The following is a 16228-nucleotide window of genomic DNA, read 5'->3' on the forward strand; positions in this document are numbered from 1 at the left end:
ACACGCTGCGCACGCGCGTCCTGCACTGTCAGCCGCGCCTGCACCCACCCGAATTGCCCGAATCTGCCCCACATCACACCATGTCCGATTCCAAGAAGCCTACGCCGGAGAAGAGCAAATACCCGGTCAACCTGCTGGACACGCCCTTCCCCATGCGCGGCGACCTGCCCAAGCGCGAACCGCTGTGGGTCAAGCAATGGCAGGACAAGCAGCTCTACAAGAAGATCCGTGCTGCTCGTAAAGGCGCGAAGAAGTTCATCCTTCACGACGGCCCGCCGTATGCCAACGGCGATCTGCACATCGGCCACGCGGTCAACAAGATCCTCAAGGACATGGTGATCAAGGCGCGCGGCCTGACCGGGCTGGACGCCGTCTATGTGCCGGGCTGGGACTGCCACGGCATGCCGATCGAGATCCAGATCGAAAAGCAGTTCGGCAAGGGTCTGCCCGTCAAGGAAGTGCAGGAGAAGGCGCGCGCCTACGCCACGGGGCAGATCGCGCGCCAGAAGGCCGATTTCGAGCGACTGGGCGTGCTGGGTGACTGGGCCGATCCCTATCTGACCATGAACTTCCGCAACGAAGCGGATGAAGTGCGTGCGCTGGGCAAGATCCTGGAGAAAGGCTACGTCTTCCGCGGCCTGAAGCCGGTCAACTGGTGCTTCGACTGCGGCTCGGCACTGGCTGAGGCGGAAGTCGAATACGCGGATCGCACCGACCTGTCGATCGACGTCGGCTTCCCATTTGCCGATATCGACGCACTGGCGAGCGCCTTCCACGTCGGCGCCGATGTGCTCAAGGCCAAGCCGGGCTGGATCGTGATCTGGACGACCACGCCGTGGACGATCCCCTCCAACCAGGCGCTGAACCTGCACCCGGAAATCGAATACGCGCTGGTCGACACGTCGCGCGGGCTGCTGATCGTTGCCAAGGAGCGCGTCGAAGCCTGCCTGCAAAGCTGGAAGCTGGAAGGCACCGTGCTGGCCACGTGCGAAGGCGCAGCGCTCAATGGCGTGCGTTTCCATCATCCGCTCGCCAAGATGGACGCGGGCTACGATCGCACCTCGCCCGTCTACCTGGGCGACTACGTGACCATCGACACCGGTACCGGCATCGTCCACTCCGCGCCCGCCTACGGCGTGGAAGACTTCCAGTCGTGCAAGGCACACAACATGCCCGACTCGGAAATCATCAACCCGGTGATGGGTAACGGCGTGTACGCATCGACGCTGCCGCTGTTCGGCGGGCAGATGATCTGGGACGCCAATCCGAAGATCGTCGAAGTGCTGCGCGAATCCGGCAACCTGTTCGACGCGCACAAGTACGCGCACAGCTACATGCACTGCTGGCGCCACAAGACGCCGATCATCTATCGCGCCACGTCGCAGTGGTTTGCAGGGATGGACGTGCAGCCCAACGACGGCAACGCCACGCTGCGCGAAACGGCGCTGGCAGGCATCGATGCCACGGCGTTCTACCCGTCGTGGGGCAAACAGCGCCTGCACAACATGATCGCCAACCGCCCGGACTGGACGCTGTCGCGCCAGCGCCAATGGGGCGTGCCGATGGCCTTCTTCGTGCACAAGGAAACCGGCGCACTGCACCCGCGCACGCCTGAGCTGCTGGAACAGGTCGCCCAGAGCATCGAAAAAAGCGGCATCGAAGCCTGGCAGACGCTCGACCCGCGCGAGCTGCTCGGCGACGAGGCTGACATGTACGAGAAGAATCGCGACACGCTCGACGTGTGGTTCGACTCGGGCACCACGCACTGGCACGTCATCCGCGGCTCGCACGCGGCGGACCTGTACGACGCTTCGGCCGACCTGCCGGACGGTCGCCTGGCCGATCTGTACCTGGAAGGTTCCGACCAGCACCGTGGCTGGTTCCATTCGTCGCTGCTGACGGCCTCGATGCTGTACGGCAAGCCGCCATACAAGGGCCTGCTCACACACGGCTTCACGGTGGACGGCGAAGGCCGCAAGATGTCCAAGTCGATCGGCAACACGATCGCGCCGCAGGAAATCGCCAACAAGATGGGCGCCGAGATCATCCGCCTGTGGGTGGCCTCGACCGACTACTCGGGCGAACTGGCCATCTCGGATGAAATCCTGAAGCGCGTGGTGGAAGGCTATCGCCGCATCCGCAACACGCTGCGCTTCCTGCTCGCCAATCTGACCGACTACGACCACGCCAAGCACGCGCTGCCGACCGAGCAATGGCTCGAAATCGACCGCTACGCGGTAGCGCTGACGGATGCGTTGCAGAAGGAAGTCCTGTCGCACTACGACGTGTATGAATTCCACCCGGTGGTCGCCAAGCTGCAGACGTTCTGCTCGGAAGACCTGGGCGGCTTCTACCTCGACGTGCTGAAGGACCGCCTGTACACCACGGCGCCCGATTCCGTGGCACGCCGCTCGGCACAGAACGCGCTGTATCACATCACCCAGGCCATGCTGCACTGGATGGCGCCGTTCCTGTCGTTCACGGCCGAAGAGGCCTGGCAGGTGTTTGCGCACGGCACGGAGCACACCGACACCATCTTCACCAGCACGTATTACAACGCTCCGGTGCCGCAAGGCGCCAGCGCGCTGCTGGAGAAATGGGCCGCCATCCGCAACGTGCGCGGCGAAGTGACCAAGCAGCTGGAGGCGCTGCGTATCGACGGCAAGATCGGCTCGTCGCTGCAGGCGGAAGTGACGGTGTCGGCGGGTGAATCCGTGCATGACGCACTGGCCAGCCTCGGCGACGACCTGCGCTTCGTGCTGATCACGTCCGCGGCCAAGCTGGAGCGCGCGCCGGAAGGCGGCGATCTGCTCATCACCGTGGTGCCGTCCACGCACTCCAAATGCGAGCGCTGCTGGCATTACCGCGCCGACGTCGGCCACGATCACGCCCACCCGACCCTCTGCAAGCGCTGCACCGACAACCTGTTCGGTTCCGGCGAACAACGGAGCGCTGCCTGATGGCCACTCGGAACAACGGCAAGAGCAAATCGATCGGGTTGAAGAAGAGCAGCGGCGGTCATGGCGTGGGCCCCTGGCTGGGTCTGGCCGTCATCTGGATCCTGCTGGACCAGTTGACCAAGATCGCCGTCCTCAAAACCTTCACTTACGGCGAGTCGCGCCCGGTCACCGGGTTCTTCAACCTGGTGCTCGCCTATAACAGGGGAGCGGCGTTTTCGTTCCTGGCGGCGGCAGGCGGCTGGCAGCGCTGGTTCTTCACGGGCCTGGGCGTGGCGGCGGCGCTGTTCATCGTGTGGCTGCTCAAGCGGCACAGCGGGCAGAAGATGTTCTGCTTCGCGCTGGCGCTGATTCTGGGCGGCGCGCTGGGCAACGTGATCGACCGCGTCATCTACGGTCACGTGGTGGACTTCCTCGACTTCTACCTGCACAACTACCACTGGCCGGCCTTCAACGTGGCGGACTGCGGCATCACCATCGGCGCGGTGCTGCTGATCGTCGACGAACTGCGACGCGTGCGTCGCTGATCCTGCTGTGTCAGAACTCCAGCATTGGAACGGCGAAGCGGTGCTATGCCTCGATGAGGCCGGCCCGCGCATCGCCAGCGAACAGGATGCGCTGGACCACCTGATTGGCGAGGCGCTGGGGCATGGAGCATCGATGATTGCCGTGCCTGTCAGCCGTCTCGATGCCGCGTTCTTTGCACTGCGCACCGGCCTGGCCGGCGGCATCGCGCAGAAGATCACGAACTATCGACTGAAGCTCGCCGTGGTCGGAGACATCTCTGCGCATCTCCAAGCCAGCAACGCGCTGCGCGACTGGGTGCGGGAATCCAACAAGCGCGACACGGTCCGCTTCGTGCCCTCGCTTGACGACCTGGCCGCCGATGCGCGGCCCATGCCAGCCAAATGAGGCTCAGGCCCGGTAGCGGACGGCATACCACGCCCGCTTGACGTACTCCGCAAGAATCGACCCGGCTTCGTAGATCGGGACCGACTTGGCCAGCGTGTCGCCCGGGAATACGCCCTGCGCACCCCAGGTGACCTCCGGCCATACCTTGCGGAACACCGCCAGCGCCCGGCCGGTGTGATACCAGCTCGTGACCAGTATTGCGCTTTGCACCTGCTGGCCCGCTAGCGTCCCGCGCGTCATCCGCGCATTTTCCATCGTGCTGCCAGACACACATTCGTGGCCGATGCGCTCTGCGGGCACACCCGCCATCACCAGGCGACGTTCGATCAGCAGGCAATCGCCCTGCCCGCTGACGAACACGCGGGGAGCAACGCCCGCGTGGTACAGCTCGGCGGCGCCGATCACGCGCTGGCCCGATTCGCCGCCCAGCACGACGATCACGTCCGCCTGTGCGAGCCTCGGCTCCTCGCGCAGCCATGCCTTCGCCCCACACACGAGCGCACCTCCGACCACCACCGCCACGATGGCGCAACCGCCAATCCAGGCGAGAACATTGCGAACTGCGGAACGACCGAAAACCATATCGAGAATGCGCTCTTAACGAAAAACCCGAGCGCCAGACGCGCCGCGGGGCAAGCCGGTATCATCGCCACTGTTCAGCAGGAAGCCCGGGCACCGGGTTGTATCCTGCCCGCGCATATTGCGTCAATCGGATTCCCAAGCGGGTTGTTATGGAACTGCAAGGCAAACATTTCGTGCTCGGCCTGACCGGGGGCATCGCGTGCTACAAGTCGGCCGAGCTGGTGCGGCTCTTGACCAAGGCGGGCGCCACCGTGCAGGTGGTGATGACCGAGGCCGCCACGCACTTCATCACGCCGGTGACGATGCAGGCGCTTTCCGGTCGCCCGGTCTTCACGTCGCAGTGGGATGGCCGCATCGGCAACAACATGCCGCACATCGACCTCTCGCGCGAGGCAGATGCCATCGTCATTGCGCCTGCCTCCACGGACTTTCTCGCCAAGCTCGCGCACGGCATGGCCGACGATCTGCTCTCAACGCTGTGCATCGCGCGCGATTGCCCGCTGCTCGTGGCGCCCGCGATGAACCGCCAGATGTGGGCCGCGCCCGCCACGCAACGCAATGCCGCCCAACTGCGCGCCGACGACGTCACCCTGCTCGGCCCCGATGCCGGCGACCAGGCCTGCGGCGAAGTCGGCGACGGCCGCATGCTCGAGCCGGAAGACATCGTCCAGCAACTCATTGGCTTCTTCCAGCCCAAGCTGCTGCGAGGACACCGGGTGCTGCTGACAGCCGGCCCGACCTTCGAGCCAATCGACCCGGTGCGCGGCATCACGAACCTGTCCAGCGGCAAGATGGGTTTTGCGCTGGCGCGGGCGGCATCGCAGGCCGGTGCGGAGGTCACGCTCGTTGCCGGTCCGTGCCATCAGGACACCCCTGCAGGCGTATTGCGCATCGATGTGCAAACCGCCCAGCAGATGCACGACGCCGTCATGCACGAACTGGATACGGCAAAGAACGACATCTTCATTGCCGTCGCCGCTGTGGCCGATTGGCGTGTGGCACAGGCGGCAGAGCACAAGCTGAAGAAGCAGAGCGACGCCGACGTGCCCTCTCTAACGTTCACGCAGAACCCCGACATCCTGGCGGCTGTCGCACGCCGCCCGAATGCGCCGTTCTGCGTCGGTTTTGCGGCCGAAACGGAGCGGCTGGAGGAGTTTGGCGAGGCCAAGCGTCAGAAGAAGGGCATCCCGTTGCTGGTCGGCAATCTCGGCCATCAGACTTTCGGCCGCGACGACAACGAAGTGGCGCTCTTCGATGCAAAGGGGATCACGCGCCTGCCGCGTGCCGACAAGCTGACGCTCGCGCGCCAGATCGTCGCGGCCATCGCCGATCGCGTGCATGGGGCTCAGTCATGAGCGCCGCGCCGATCCGCCTGTCCGTCCTCGATCAAAGCCCCGTCATCTACGGCCACAGCGCGCGCGATGCCATCGCCGCGACGGTCGACCTGGCGCAACTCACGGATGCACTCGGCTACACGCGCTACTGGTGCGCCGAGCACCACGGCCTGCGTGGCGTCAGCAATCCGGCGCCGGAAGTGATGATCGCCCGCGTGGCGAGCGCCACGAAACACCTGCGCGTGGGCTCCGGCGGCGTGATGCTGCCGTATTACAGCCCGTTCAAGCTGGCCGAGCAGTTCCGCCTGCTGGAAGCGCTGTTCCCGAACCGCATCGACCTGGGCGTCGGCCGCGCACCCGGCGGCGACATGCGCACCGCGCAGGCCGTGGCCATGGGCGACTACAACCGCGGCGACATCTTCCCGCAGCAGGTGCAGGAACTGATCTGGCACTTGACGGGCACGCTACCGCCGGATCACCCCGCCTACGGCGTCATCCTGCAGCCCGAGATCGACACCCGACCCGAACTGTGGGTGCTCGGCTCCAGCGATTTTGGCGGCGCGCTGGCCGCGCGCCTGGGTATCCGTTTCGCGTTCGCGCACTTCATCAACCCGCACGTCGGGCACATCGTCTCCCAGCAGTACCGCACCGATTTCGAACCTGGCTACGATGCGCGCCCGTATAGCGCCGCCGCCGTCTTCGTGATCGCCGCCGACACCGAGGCCGAGGCGCGCCGCTATGAAGCTGCCATCGACCTGCGCCGCGTGCAGATGGCGCTTGGCGTGAATGGCCCGATCCCGACCGTCGAGCAAGGCGAAGCGCACGTCTACACCGAACGCGACCAGGCCATCGTCATGCGCGAGCGGCCGCGCAGCATCATCGGCACGCCGGAATCCGTGGCCGAGCAGATGCATGCGCTCAAGGACCGCTTTGTCGCCGACGAACTGATCGTGCTGACCGTCGCGCCAAGCTACAAGGCGCGCCTGCGCTCATACGAGCTGCTAGCCGAGGCGTTTGCGCTACCATCTCCGGCTTCTGCAACCTCTTCGGCCTGCCCCGCATGAAACTCGACGTCAAGATCCTCGACGCCCGCCTGCACGAACAACTCCCGCAGTACGCCACCACCGGCAGCGCCGGGCTGGACCTGCGCGCCTGCGTCGACGCCCCGCTCACCATCGAACCTGGCACTACGCACCTGATCCCGACCGGCATGGCGATCCACCTGGCCGACCCGGGCTATGCCGCGCTGATCCTGCCGCGCTCGGGCATGGGCCACAAACATGGCATCGTGCTGGGCAACTTGGTCGGCCTGATCGATTCGGATTACCAGGGCCAGCTGATGGTCAGCACGTGGAACCGCGGCAGCACTGCGTTCGTGCTCAACCCGATGGAGCGGCTTGCGCAGCTCGTGATCGTGCCGGTGGTACAAGCCGAGCTGAACATCGTGGACGACTTTGCCGAGAGCGAGCGCGGTGCCGGTGGTTTCGGCAGCACCGGGCGTCACTGACAATATCGCCCACATATAAAAAAGGCCCGGAACTTCCGGGCCTTTTGTTTGGTGCGACAAACTCGTCACGCTTCCGCTTCTTCCTGGGCAGGTGCCGGCGGCGCTTCGTTCTCGGAGAACTCCAGCTTCACCGCGTCTGCATCGTCCAGATCCACGATCACCTTGCCGCCGTTGACCAGCTTGCCGAACAGCAGTTCGTCGGCCAGAGCCTTGCGGATCAGGTCTTGAATCAGGCGCTGCATCGGGCGTGCACCCATCAGCGGGTCGAACCCCTTCTTCGCCAGGAAGCGACGCAGCTTCTCGGTGAAGATGGCATCCACCTTCTTCTCGTGCAGTTGCTCTTCCAGCTGCATGAGGAACTTGTCGACCACGCGCATGATGATTTCCTCATCCAGCGAGCGGAAGCTGATGGTTGCGTCCAGACGGTTGCGGAACTCAGGCGTGAACATGCGCTTGATGTCGGCCATCTCGTCGCCCTGTTCGCGCGCCGTGGTGAAACCGATCGTTGCCTTGTTCATTGTCTCGGCGCCCGCATTGGTCGTCATGATGATGATCACGTTGCGGAAGTCCGCCTTGCGGCCGTTGTTGTCCGTCAGCGCGCCGTGGTCCATCACCTGCAGCAGGATGTTGAAGATGTCCGGGTGCGCCTTTTCGATCTCGTCCAGCAGCAGCACGCAGTGCGGCTTCTTGGTCACGGCTTCCGTCAGCAGGCCGCCCTGATCGAAGCCCACGTAGCCCGGAGGCGCGCCGATCAGCCGGCTCACCGCATGGCGCTCCATGTACTCCGACATGTCGAAACGGATCAGCTCGATGCCGAGGATGAACGCGAGCTGCTTGGCGACTTCCGTCTTGCCCACGCCCGTCGGGCCGCTGAACAGGAACGAGCCGATCGGCTTGTCCGTCTTGCCCAGCCCGGCGCGCGACATCTTGATGGCCGAAGCAAGCGCATCAATGGCCGGGTCCTGCCCGAACACGACCGACTTCAGGTCGCGCTCCAGCGTCTGCAGCTTGCTGCGGTCGTCCTGCGACACGCTTTGCGGCGGAACGCGGGCAATACGCGAGACGATGTCCTCGATCTCACCCTTGCCGATGGTCTTCTTCTGCTTCGACTTCGGCAGGATGCGCTGCGCTGCACCGGCTTCGTCGATCACGTCGATCGCCTTGTCCGGCAGGTGACGATCGGTGATGAAGCGCGCCGACAATTCAGCCGCGGCGGTCAGCGCCGACGACGCGTACTTCACGCCATGGTGTTCTTCAAAGCGCGACTTCAGGCCACGCAGAATCTGGACGGTCTGGTCGACCGTCGGCTCCACCACGTCGATCTTCTGGAAGCGGCGGGACAGCGCAGCATCCTTCTCGAAAATGCCGCGGTATTCCGTGAACGTCGTCGCACCGATGCACTTGAGCGCGCCCGACGACAGCGCGGGCTTGAGCAGGTTGCTGGCGTCCAGCGTGCCGCCCGAAGCGGCGCCTGCGCCAATCAGCGTGTGGATCTCGTCGATGAACAGAATCGCGTTCGGGTTGTCCTTGAGCGACTTCAGCACGCCCTTCAGGCGTTGCTCAAAGTCGCCGCGGTACTTCGTGCCGGCCAGCAGCGCGCCCATGTCGAGCGAGTAGACGACGGACTTTGCCAGGATGTCCGGCACTTCGCCCTTGGTGATGCGCCATGCCAAGCCTTCTGCGATGGCCGTCTTGCCGACACCGGCCTCGCCCACCAGCAGCGGGTTGTTTTTACGCCGGCGGCAAAGCACCTGCACCACGCGCTCCACTTCCTGCTCGCGACCGATCAGGGGATCGATCTTGCCGGCCTTGGCCAACGCGTTCAGGTTTTGCGTGAATTGCTCGAGCGGGCTTTCCTTGCCGTCGCCGCCTTCGCCCTCGGGGTTGCCTTCGCCTTGCTTGGCAGGCTCGGCCTGGTCCTTGCGGATGCCGTGGCTGATGAAGTTGACGACGTCCAGCCGGGTCACGCCCTGTTGCTGGAGGTAGTACACCGCGTGCGAATCCTTCTCGCCGAAGATGGCGACCAGCACGTTCGCGCCCGTCACTTCCTTCTTCCCGTTCGATGTGGATTGCACGTGCATGATGGCGCGCTGGATCACGCGCTGGAAGCCGAGTGTCGGCTGCGTGTCCACCTCGTCCGTGCCCGGTACCACCGGGGTGTTGTCGGCGATGAAGTTCTTCAGGTGCGTGCGGAGGTCTTCGATGTTGGCAGCGCAGGCGCGAAGCACCTCGGCGGCCGTCGGGTTGTCCAGCAGCGCAAGCAGCAGATGCTCCACCGTAATGAATTCGTGGCGAGCCTGGCGGGCTTCAACAAACGCCATGTGCAGGCTGACTTCCAGTTCTTGCGCAATCATGCTTCCTCCATCACACACTGCAGCGGATGCCCCGCTTGCCGTGCATGGGTTGACACCAATTCCACTTTCGTCGCGGCGATATCCCGGGTATAGAGACCGCACACGCCCTTACCTTCCCGATGCACCGTCAGCATGATTTGTGTGGCTGTTTCCCGGTCTTTGCTGAAGTATTGTTGAAGAATCATCACGACGAATTCCATCGGGGTGTAGTCGTCGTTAAGCAGCAGCACCTTGTACATCGCGGGCGGTTTGAGCGCTTGCTCTTTCCGCTCCAGGACGGTGCCTGCATCGTGTTGTGGAGTGGTCGCTTGCCGGATTGCCATGGTCTTATTCTAACCACTCCTTTCGAGTTCGCAATTTGGGGAAATAACGCCGACTTCAAGGTCTACAAACGGTTTGGCCCGTGCCGCGTGCGTCCGTCAGCCCTCGGGAGCGAAGGGTCTTACCGCCTCCGCGCTGGCTGGAGCCGGCGCAAGCGCCGCGCCCGGGATGCCAATCGTTTTCCGTACTTTGAGGCGATCGGCCGGATTTCGAGCAAATCCTCTTCAGAAACTGACCGTTTTTCGCCACAAACCCATCCTTTGTGGCCTTGACAGTCTCTTACATTCCTCGAACAATCGAATTCAGCATGTGCGCCCTACTGCCCCGCAAACCGTTGGCAGTGAGCCACATGAATGGTGAGCCCGGGAGGCCTCACACCAGTCGACAACAGATCGACAACCGCTTCAGGCTGTGGTGTTTGCCACAAGAAGACCGATCGCTTGCGGCGCGGTTCCACCCGTGCCATTCGTCGTGCCCTGCGGGCCGGCGGCCGGGCGATGACTGCGCGGTACCGCTCTGAACTGCCCCGACAGGCACACCCCTCCCGGCTCGGACTTGTGTTTTAACGGAGGGGTTTTCATGGCACTCGGTACGGTCAAATGGTTTAACGACGCCAAGGGTTTCGGTTTCATCTCGCCTGACGAAGGCGGCGAAGAGCTGTTCGCGCATTTCTCGGCCATCCAAATGGCTGGCTTCAAGACGCTCAAGGAAAATCAGCGCGTCTCGTTTGAAGTGACGCAAGGTCCGAAGGGCAAGCAGGCCACCAACATCCAGGCTGCCTGATTGGCGTTGTGCGGCACCTTGCCGCATGGCGATGGTGCCCAAATGCAAAAAACCCGGCGACATGCCGGGTTTTTTGTTGCCGGGGCGCACGACAATGGCGCAGATGACTCACCGCGCGCAACACGTCATTTCGGCGGGCTGTGCACTTGCGGTGTGGTGATCCCCGTCATTCCAAGGAGCCCCCCATGAAACACCCCCTGACCCGCACCGCCGCCGCGGCAACGCTGCTGATTGCCGCACTGCTTCCCGCTGTCGCCCACGCCCAGCTTGGAGACCTGATCAAGGGTGCCACGCAGGGCAACAGCCAGGACACCACCGGTGGCCTTGGCAGCATCGGCAGCCTGGGCGGTGTGCCGTCGCTAGGGTCATTGACGTCGGGCAGCGCCGGCAATGTGGCTGGCGTGCTGGAGTTCTGCATGAAGAACAACTACCTGGGCGGCGCCACCGACGCGGCCTCGGTCAAAGACAGGCTGCTCGGCAAGCTGGGGGATGCGCCGGCATCCAACCCGGGTTACACCGAGGGCACAAAAGGCATCCTGACCAATTCGGATGGCAACAAATTCGACCTGAGCAGCATCAAGTCGCAGATCACCAAGCAGGCTTGCGACAAGATCCTGTCGCAGGGCAAATCGCTGCTTTAAGCCGCGGCGCAGGCGAGCGCGCACTACACTGCAATATTGACTCGCCGTTCGCCTCTCTTCTGCACCCCAAGGAGCCTCATGCTGGAAACCGCCGCGCTGGCCGCCGGGCTGTCCTGGACCAGCGGATTCCGCCTCTATCTGGCCGTATTTGCTGCCGGCGTGCTCGGCCGCACGGGTTGGCTGCATTTGCCGCCCGGGCTGCAGATGCTGGAATCGTGGTGGGTGATCGGCCTGGCCGGCGTGCTGGCCGTGGCGGAGTTCCTCGCCGACAAGATTCCCGGGTTCGATTCGGTGTGGGATGGCATCCAGACCTTCATCCGCGTGCCTGCGGGTGCGATTCTGGCTGCCGCCGCGTTCGGGCAGCTCGATCCGCAATGGATGGTGGCCGCAGGACTGATCGGCGGGACGCTGGCCGGCACGGCGCATGCCACCAAGGCCGGCACGCGCGCACTGATCAACACGTCGCCGGAGCCTTTCTCGAACTGGGTGGCGTCGTTCAGCGAAGACGTGGCCGCCAGCGGTGGTTTGTTGATGGCGTTTTTCCTGCCGATTGCGTTTCTGGTGGTGCTGGCGCTGCTGCTGTTGGTATCGGCGTGGTTACTGCCCAAGCTGTGGCGCGGTGTGCGGCAGCTGCGCGATGCATTGCGCGGACGCTCGCCTGGGCCACAATCGCCCGGCACAACGCGGTTGCCGCACTGAGGCACCATCCGAAAGCGCAGCGGCGAGAAACAGCATCCGCGCCGCACATGCGCATCCTCTAGGCAAATTCTGATTTATAGTTTCGCCCCTGCTCAGACGAAGCAGCCATCGGTACACTCGCGCCATCGCTTTCAGTGCCATAGAGAAAGCGATCGAGGTGTGGAAACCTCGTGCGTAACGGGTGAGGACCGAGCATAGGTTCTTGCCCTCGACTGCTATGGCTTGGCTTCGTCACCCTCCTGGGGCGAGCCAGGCATGAGCGGCTTCGGCCGCGCCGACTGTTACGCATCGGTTTTCCACCTTGCCTGTGCTCGCCCACCCCTCCTGCCAGGGTTGGGCGCGGTTCCGTTCATCAGATGAAAAGGAATGCCGTGACCCGCTCGATCTCCAAATCCGCCGATTCCCCGGCTGGCGATTCGCTCACCGAATATCAGAAAGGCGTTGCCTCCGGGCGTGCGTTTTTGCATGCGGTGTCCGCGCGCGCTGCGCCCCTGAAATACTCCCCGACGAGCACGGCGGACTCGCCAGAGCAACCCGAACACCCCTGCTGATCAATGGGCGAGGCCCGGCGCATGGGCCTGCAGCGCCGTTGTTGCAGCACCGGCGTTGGGGCTTGTTGGGGCTCGCCCGCCCTTTTTTTGCGTGCAAACGCGGCCAGAACTGCGAGCGTCTGCGGATGGCCGTTGGCGGCGCGAAATAAAAAAACCCCGGCCAGCCGAAGCTGCCGGGGTTTTCCTTTGCATCACGGCCGAGGCCGCGAAGCGCGTGCTCGATCATTCTGTGCAAATTTCCCGCAAACCGTTGTTGCATCAATGCATCTTCGTTCAATCCTCCGAATAATACTCAGAAAAGTACTCACTACCCCCGCACTGCCCTACTTATCCACAGCCCCCGCCCCTCAAATGCAGCGCAATTGCATTGATCGCCAGATGGTCGAACAAACCCACTGGGTTTGTTTTCGGTTTCTGCTTAGGCGGGCTGCCGCCAATGGATGGAGCGCTTCCGATTTTGGATGAAGCGCTTCCGATCTTTGGCGTCTTTGGAGGCACCCGGGGGGCTAGCAAGGTGCTAGCAAGGGGCTTCCATCTGATTTCCAGACGCCTCGCGGAAATTCGCGAATGCTCGCGAGCCTTCTATACCCTGTCGGCACCGTGCCCTAACAGTTAGGGCACCGTTAGAGCACAGTGGACCTTCCCCCAGGCCTTTCCGGAAGGCATCCGCATAGCCTTTCGATGTCCGCAATCAGTCCGCAGACGATGCGGACACGGCGCGCCTGTCTGCGTGACAGATCGTGACATCGCGTGACTGTCCCGCACCTGTCCCCGGCCTGTCCCGTGGGACAGCCGAGACCGCTCAAAGTAAAAACCCTCGGACATCGCCGAGGGCTCCTGGTACGCAGGCTTGTGGCAAATGAAGGTAAGCCGGCCGCTTGCTGGAGAGATCCGCCAAAGCGGAAATCTGGAACGAGGCGGCTATACCATGCTGGGCTAGCGATCTACGCCTCAGCCGCGGGATCGGTCCGACGGCGCAACGCAAAAAGCTCATCGGACAGTCGCTCGAGTTCTGCATCGATCAGATCAGCGAGATCGGCGCACAGCAAGGATGCGTCTGCGATGGCTTCGAGATCAGGGTCAGGGTGTTCCGTCTGACGAGCGATCACCCGCAGCGTCTCGCCAATGCCAGCCGCAATGCAAGCGTAACTCCCATAAGGGACATCCACCTCAGATAGGTCCTGGAGCGTGCTGACCATGGCGAGAGAGATCGAAGCCGCCCGATCATACGGGCGGCCCGATACAACTTCAGAGGCGACGAGACGTGCGATTGCTGCTTCGCCGTTTCTCTTGGTTTCGGCGTCGATGGCGCAAGGGGTAAGATCGATACTAGTCATGGCTCAAGCTCCTATGGCTTGGGTTGTGATTAGGCGGCCTCGGTGCTGGAACACCTTGGCCGCCGCCCACCTGGCGGCGCCAGGCTTAGAGGCAGAAATCTAACACGCCGTTTTAAAATGAAAAATACATCTTTAGAATGAAATCGCGGTTATCTGCAGTGATAATATATTAGCACCGCATTTCCCTCTAAATTAATGGCTTCCAGCAGGCTTATTTCAACGCAAAAGGCTTTTCCAGCAAGGCTTTGCGCCACTTTAGCTACCTTGGCGGCCATGCGCCGCGCGCGAATACTTGCGTCTTCGTCAAACCCTAAGATATAGCCGCAATTGCAGCCTGCAGGCCAAACGACACGCAGTCTCCGGACTGATAGCATATTATCAACCTTTCGGATTAGAAAAGCCCGCGCGAGGCGGGCGATAATGGCGATTAAAGCTCGAAAGTAGCAGCAGTCAGTCGCCCGCTTACTCGCCAGCCGCCTTTTTCTCCTGCAGCACCAACGCCATCATTCCCACTAGGCCGTCGTCGCTGAGTTTCTGGCCTGCCTCGCCGCTGCGGCGAAGGAACACGTTCACATCTTTTGGCGTGATGCGGCCACCCAGCTTCTTCGCCTGGGCCTGCACTTCTTCAGGTGTGGCGGTACGTGCGTCGAAACCCTCGTCGGGTTGGATTGCCGGACGTGTGCCGCCGCGGTTGATTTCGGCCAGCTTCTTTCGCCGTTCGGCCTCCGTTGCCGTGCGTGCGTCGAACTTGTCGTCGTTCTCGTTCATGTCAGTCCGCCCGAATTGCCATCAGCTCGCCGCGTCCCGTGCGCCAGAGGGTGAAACCCGCCGGCACGCCAACGCATTTCGCGGCATCTTCGGCAGGCGCCGGGGCGCCGCCATGAATCGACGTGAAAGCGTCCATCGAGAGACGCTCTTGGGCCATGGGCGAAGCTGCCCGATACGTGCCGTCATAGCGGCGCTCAAAGGTTGCTACTTGCATTGAAATCCCCCTTCGGGTTGGTAAGTACTAAGGTGTCCAGAAAATGGACGCGAGGGCGGCGCCAGCCGGAATACGGCTCGGGCCTTGACTGATAAGGGTTTGGGCTGTTTTGTCGCGTCCAGAAAATGAACGCGGGGAAAGGCATCGAGTCCAGAATCTGTACGTCACGCGTCCAGAATCTGAACAGGTCGCGTCCAGAATCTGTCGGGTCATTTTGATTTCCGAGCCTTCGGCTTGGCCTCGTTCTCGGCCCACTCCCGCAGCGCTTGCTCGGCTTCCCCGACCGTTTTGAACGCCAAGTATTCGAACGTCGCCTTGCTCCCGCTCACGCCCACCTTCCGCTGCTCGTAGGTGGGAACATCTGTGAATCGATACAGGCTGCAGGAGCCGTTTGTGGGGCCGCCCAAACCCTGCCTGGTCTTGGCTATGAAGCCGAGTGTGATTAGCTCGCCTATGGCCTTCAGGATCGTCGTGCGCGAGTTCCAGCCCTTGTGCGTCAGCGTGCCAAGCGCCGCATTGATGTCGCCGTTGTTCGTTGAGCGCAGGCTGGCCCGCATGTCCATGTACAGCGCTCGGGCCGTGAAGCTCAGGACTCGCCATGCTGGCGAGTTCAGGATGTCGAGCCGGATGCGGATGTGCGCGACGCCGCTCCAATTCTTGTCTTCCTTCGCCATACATCACGCGGCCTCCATCATGTCGACGAGATCCGGCTCGCGATCCATGAGGCAGTATCTGGCCACGTTGACATGTGAAAATCCGTCGCTATCGACGGCAGTGACCCGGTCCGAGCAGATGCTGTAGCCGAGCCGGACAAGCTCTTTCACACGCTGCGCGGGATGGCTAATGCCCTTGGCGCGTAGGCTGTAAGTGGTCTGCCCATCGGACTTTAGGTATTCGAGCACGCGCTTGCATTGCGCTGCGATCGACATGTCCCTATCATTGATCTCGGTGGTCTTCTGGGTCGCGCTCTGGCAGGAGTTGCGGCCCTTCTCGTTCTTGGTGGTCATGCGCGCCCCTTATGCCTTATATCCGGCGGGGTTTGCCAGGAACGCTTCAATGTCGCCGGCTCGCCAGCCGACAGCCCGCGGGCCCAGCTGGATCGCTGCGGGAAAGGTCTTTTCCTTGATGCGTTGGTAGATGCTCGACCGCGAAAGCCCGGTTGCGGCTTCGACCTGCTTGCGCCGCAGGATGGTCAGAGCTGTTTGGATGTTTGAGGCCATGAATCACTCCAGTGAGCGTGCGACGGAACAACCCGGCGCTTCATGGCC

At 62.9% G+C, this 16228-nt stretch carries 18 protein-coding genes; 9 read left to right on the top strand and 9 right to left on the bottom strand.

Annotated elements, in window-relative coordinates; genetic code table 11:
* The first annotated feature begins 80 nt into the window (after positions 1 to 80).
* The 3 genes from ileS to ACUXH0_RS04680 are packed head-to-tail and all read left to right on the top strand — an operon-like array spanning position 81 to position 3869.
* Positions 81 to 2960: an isoleucine--tRNA ligase gene (gene ileS, locus ACUXH0_RS04670; protein ID WP_182593692.1), complete on the top strand. Its 2880-nt coding sequence runs from the start codon at positions 81 to 83 to the stop codon at positions 2958 to 2960.
* The gene (gene lspA, locus ACUXH0_RS04675) at positions 2960 to 3484 is read left to right on the top strand and encodes a signal peptidase II (protein ID WP_004631969.1); all 525 of its coding nucleotides are present in this window, start codon (positions 2960 to 2962) and stop codon (positions 3482 to 3484) included. The genes ileS and lspA overlap by 1 nt, the downstream gene beginning before the upstream one ends.
* 7 nt (positions 3485 to 3491) lie before the next feature.
* Positions 3492 to 3869, top strand: coding sequence for a DUF4180 domain-containing protein (locus ACUXH0_RS04680; RefSeq protein WP_012436256.1), 378 nt, complete (start codon positions 3492 to 3494; stop codon positions 3867 to 3869).
* 3 nt (positions 3870 to 3872) lie between these two features.
* On the opposite strand, the gene ACUXH0_RS04685 is transcribed toward ACUXH0_RS04680, so the two are convergent.
* Complete coding sequence (locus tag ACUXH0_RS04685) at positions 3873 to 4451, bottom strand: YdcF family protein (protein WP_012436257.1); 579 nt, start codon at positions 4449 to 4451, stop codon at positions 3873 to 3875.
* Positions 4452 to 4600: 149 nt separating this feature from the next.
* On the opposite strand from ACUXH0_RS04685, the gene coaBC reads away from it, so the two are divergent.
* The 3 genes from coaBC to dut are packed head-to-tail and all read left to right on the top strand — an operon-like array spanning position 4601 to position 7292.
* Entirely contained in the window at positions 4601 to 5806 is a 1206-nt protein-coding gene (coaBC, locus tag ACUXH0_RS04690) for a bifunctional phosphopantothenoylcysteine decarboxylase/phosphopantothenate--cysteine ligase CoaBC (protein ID WP_012436258.1), read from the top strand.
* Positions 5803 to 6849: an LLM class flavin-dependent oxidoreductase gene (locus ACUXH0_RS04695; protein WP_012436259.1), complete on the top strand. Its 1047-nt coding sequence runs from the start codon at positions 5803 to 5805 to the stop codon at positions 6847 to 6849. Before coaBC ends, ACUXH0_RS04695 begins: the two co-directional genes overlap by 4 nt.
* Positions 6846 to 7292, top strand: a complete 447-nt coding sequence (gene dut / locus ACUXH0_RS04700) for a dUTP diphosphatase (RefSeq protein ID WP_004631959.1) — start codon at positions 6846 to 6848, stop codon at positions 7290 to 7292. Before ACUXH0_RS04695 ends, dut begins: the two co-directional genes overlap by 4 nt.
* Positions 7293 to 7357: 65 nt before the next feature.
* Here the strand turns inward: dut and clpA are convergent, their stop codons facing one another.
* Both clpA and clpS read right to left on the bottom strand, forming a co-directional pair.
* Positions 7358 to 9646 carry an ATP-dependent Clp protease ATP-binding subunit ClpA gene (gene clpA / locus ACUXH0_RS04705; protein ID WP_004631957.1) on the bottom strand — a complete coding sequence of 763 codons (2289 nt, stop codon included), beginning with the start codon at positions 9644 to 9646 and terminating at the stop codon, positions 7358 to 7360.
* Positions 9643 to 9969, bottom strand: coding sequence for an ATP-dependent Clp protease adapter ClpS (clpS, locus tag ACUXH0_RS04710; RefSeq protein ID WP_004631954.1), 327 nt, complete (start codon positions 9967 to 9969; stop codon positions 9643 to 9645). Before clpS ends, clpA begins: the two co-directional genes overlap by 4 nt.
* A gap of 577 nt (positions 9970 to 10546) precedes the next feature.
* On the opposite strand from clpS, the gene ACUXH0_RS04715 reads away from it, so the two are divergent.
* The 3 genes from ACUXH0_RS04715 to ACUXH0_RS04725 all read left to right on the top strand — a co-directional run bounded on the left by ACUXH0_RS04715 (position 10547) and on the right by ACUXH0_RS04725 (position 12090).
* Positions 10547 to 10750, top strand: a complete 204-nt coding sequence (locus tag ACUXH0_RS04715) for a cold-shock protein (protein WP_004631953.1) — start codon at positions 10547 to 10549, stop codon at positions 10748 to 10750.
* A gap of 185 nt (positions 10751 to 10935) precedes the next feature.
* Positions 10936 to 11391 carry a YjjA family protein gene (locus ACUXH0_RS04720; protein ID WP_012436260.1) on the top strand — a complete coding sequence of 152 codons (456 nt, stop codon included), beginning with the start codon at positions 10936 to 10938 and terminating at the stop codon, positions 11389 to 11391.
* 78 nt (positions 11392 to 11469) lie between these two features.
* Positions 11470 to 12090: a DUF4126 domain-containing protein gene (locus tag ACUXH0_RS04725; RefSeq protein WP_004631947.1), complete on the top strand. Its 621-nt coding sequence runs from the start codon at positions 11470 to 11472 to the stop codon at positions 12088 to 12090.
* Between the two features lie 1495 nt (positions 12091 to 13585).
* On the opposite strand, the gene ACUXH0_RS04730 is transcribed toward ACUXH0_RS04725, so the two are convergent.
* From ACUXH0_RS04730 to ACUXH0_RS04755, 6 genes are all read right to left on the bottom strand, one after another.
* Positions 13586 to 13978, bottom strand: a complete 393-nt coding sequence (locus ACUXH0_RS04730; RefSeq protein WP_182593690.1) for a hypothetical protein — start codon at positions 13976 to 13978, stop codon at positions 13586 to 13588.
* Between the two features lie 462 nt (positions 13979 to 14440).
* Complete coding sequence (locus ACUXH0_RS04735) at positions 14441 to 14746, bottom strand: hypothetical protein (protein ID WP_182593688.1); 306 nt, start codon at positions 14744 to 14746, stop codon at positions 14441 to 14443.
* 1 nt (position 14747) lies between these two features.
* Positions 14748 to 14960, bottom strand: a complete 213-nt coding sequence (locus ACUXH0_RS04740; protein WP_182593686.1) for a hypothetical protein — start codon at positions 14958 to 14960, stop codon at positions 14748 to 14750.
* 209 nt (positions 14961 to 15169) lie between these two features.
* Positions 15170 to 15634, bottom strand: coding sequence for a hypothetical protein (locus tag ACUXH0_RS04745; protein WP_182593685.1), 465 nt, complete (start codon positions 15632 to 15634; stop codon positions 15170 to 15172).
* 3 nt (positions 15635 to 15637) lie between these two features.
* Positions 15638 to 15967 (bottom strand): helix-turn-helix domain-containing protein, encoded by a 330-nt coding sequence (locus ACUXH0_RS04750; RefSeq protein ID WP_182593683.1) that lies wholly within the window; start codon positions 15965 to 15967, stop codon positions 15638 to 15640.
* 9 nt (positions 15968 to 15976) lie between these two features.
* Entirely contained in the window at positions 15977 to 16180 is a 204-nt protein-coding gene (locus tag ACUXH0_RS04755; RefSeq protein WP_182593681.1) for a helix-turn-helix transcriptional regulator, read from the bottom strand.
* Between the last annotated feature and the right edge of the window lie 48 nt (positions 16181 to 16228).

This window comes from Ralstonia sp. 110700041-2, from assembly GCF_056280165.1.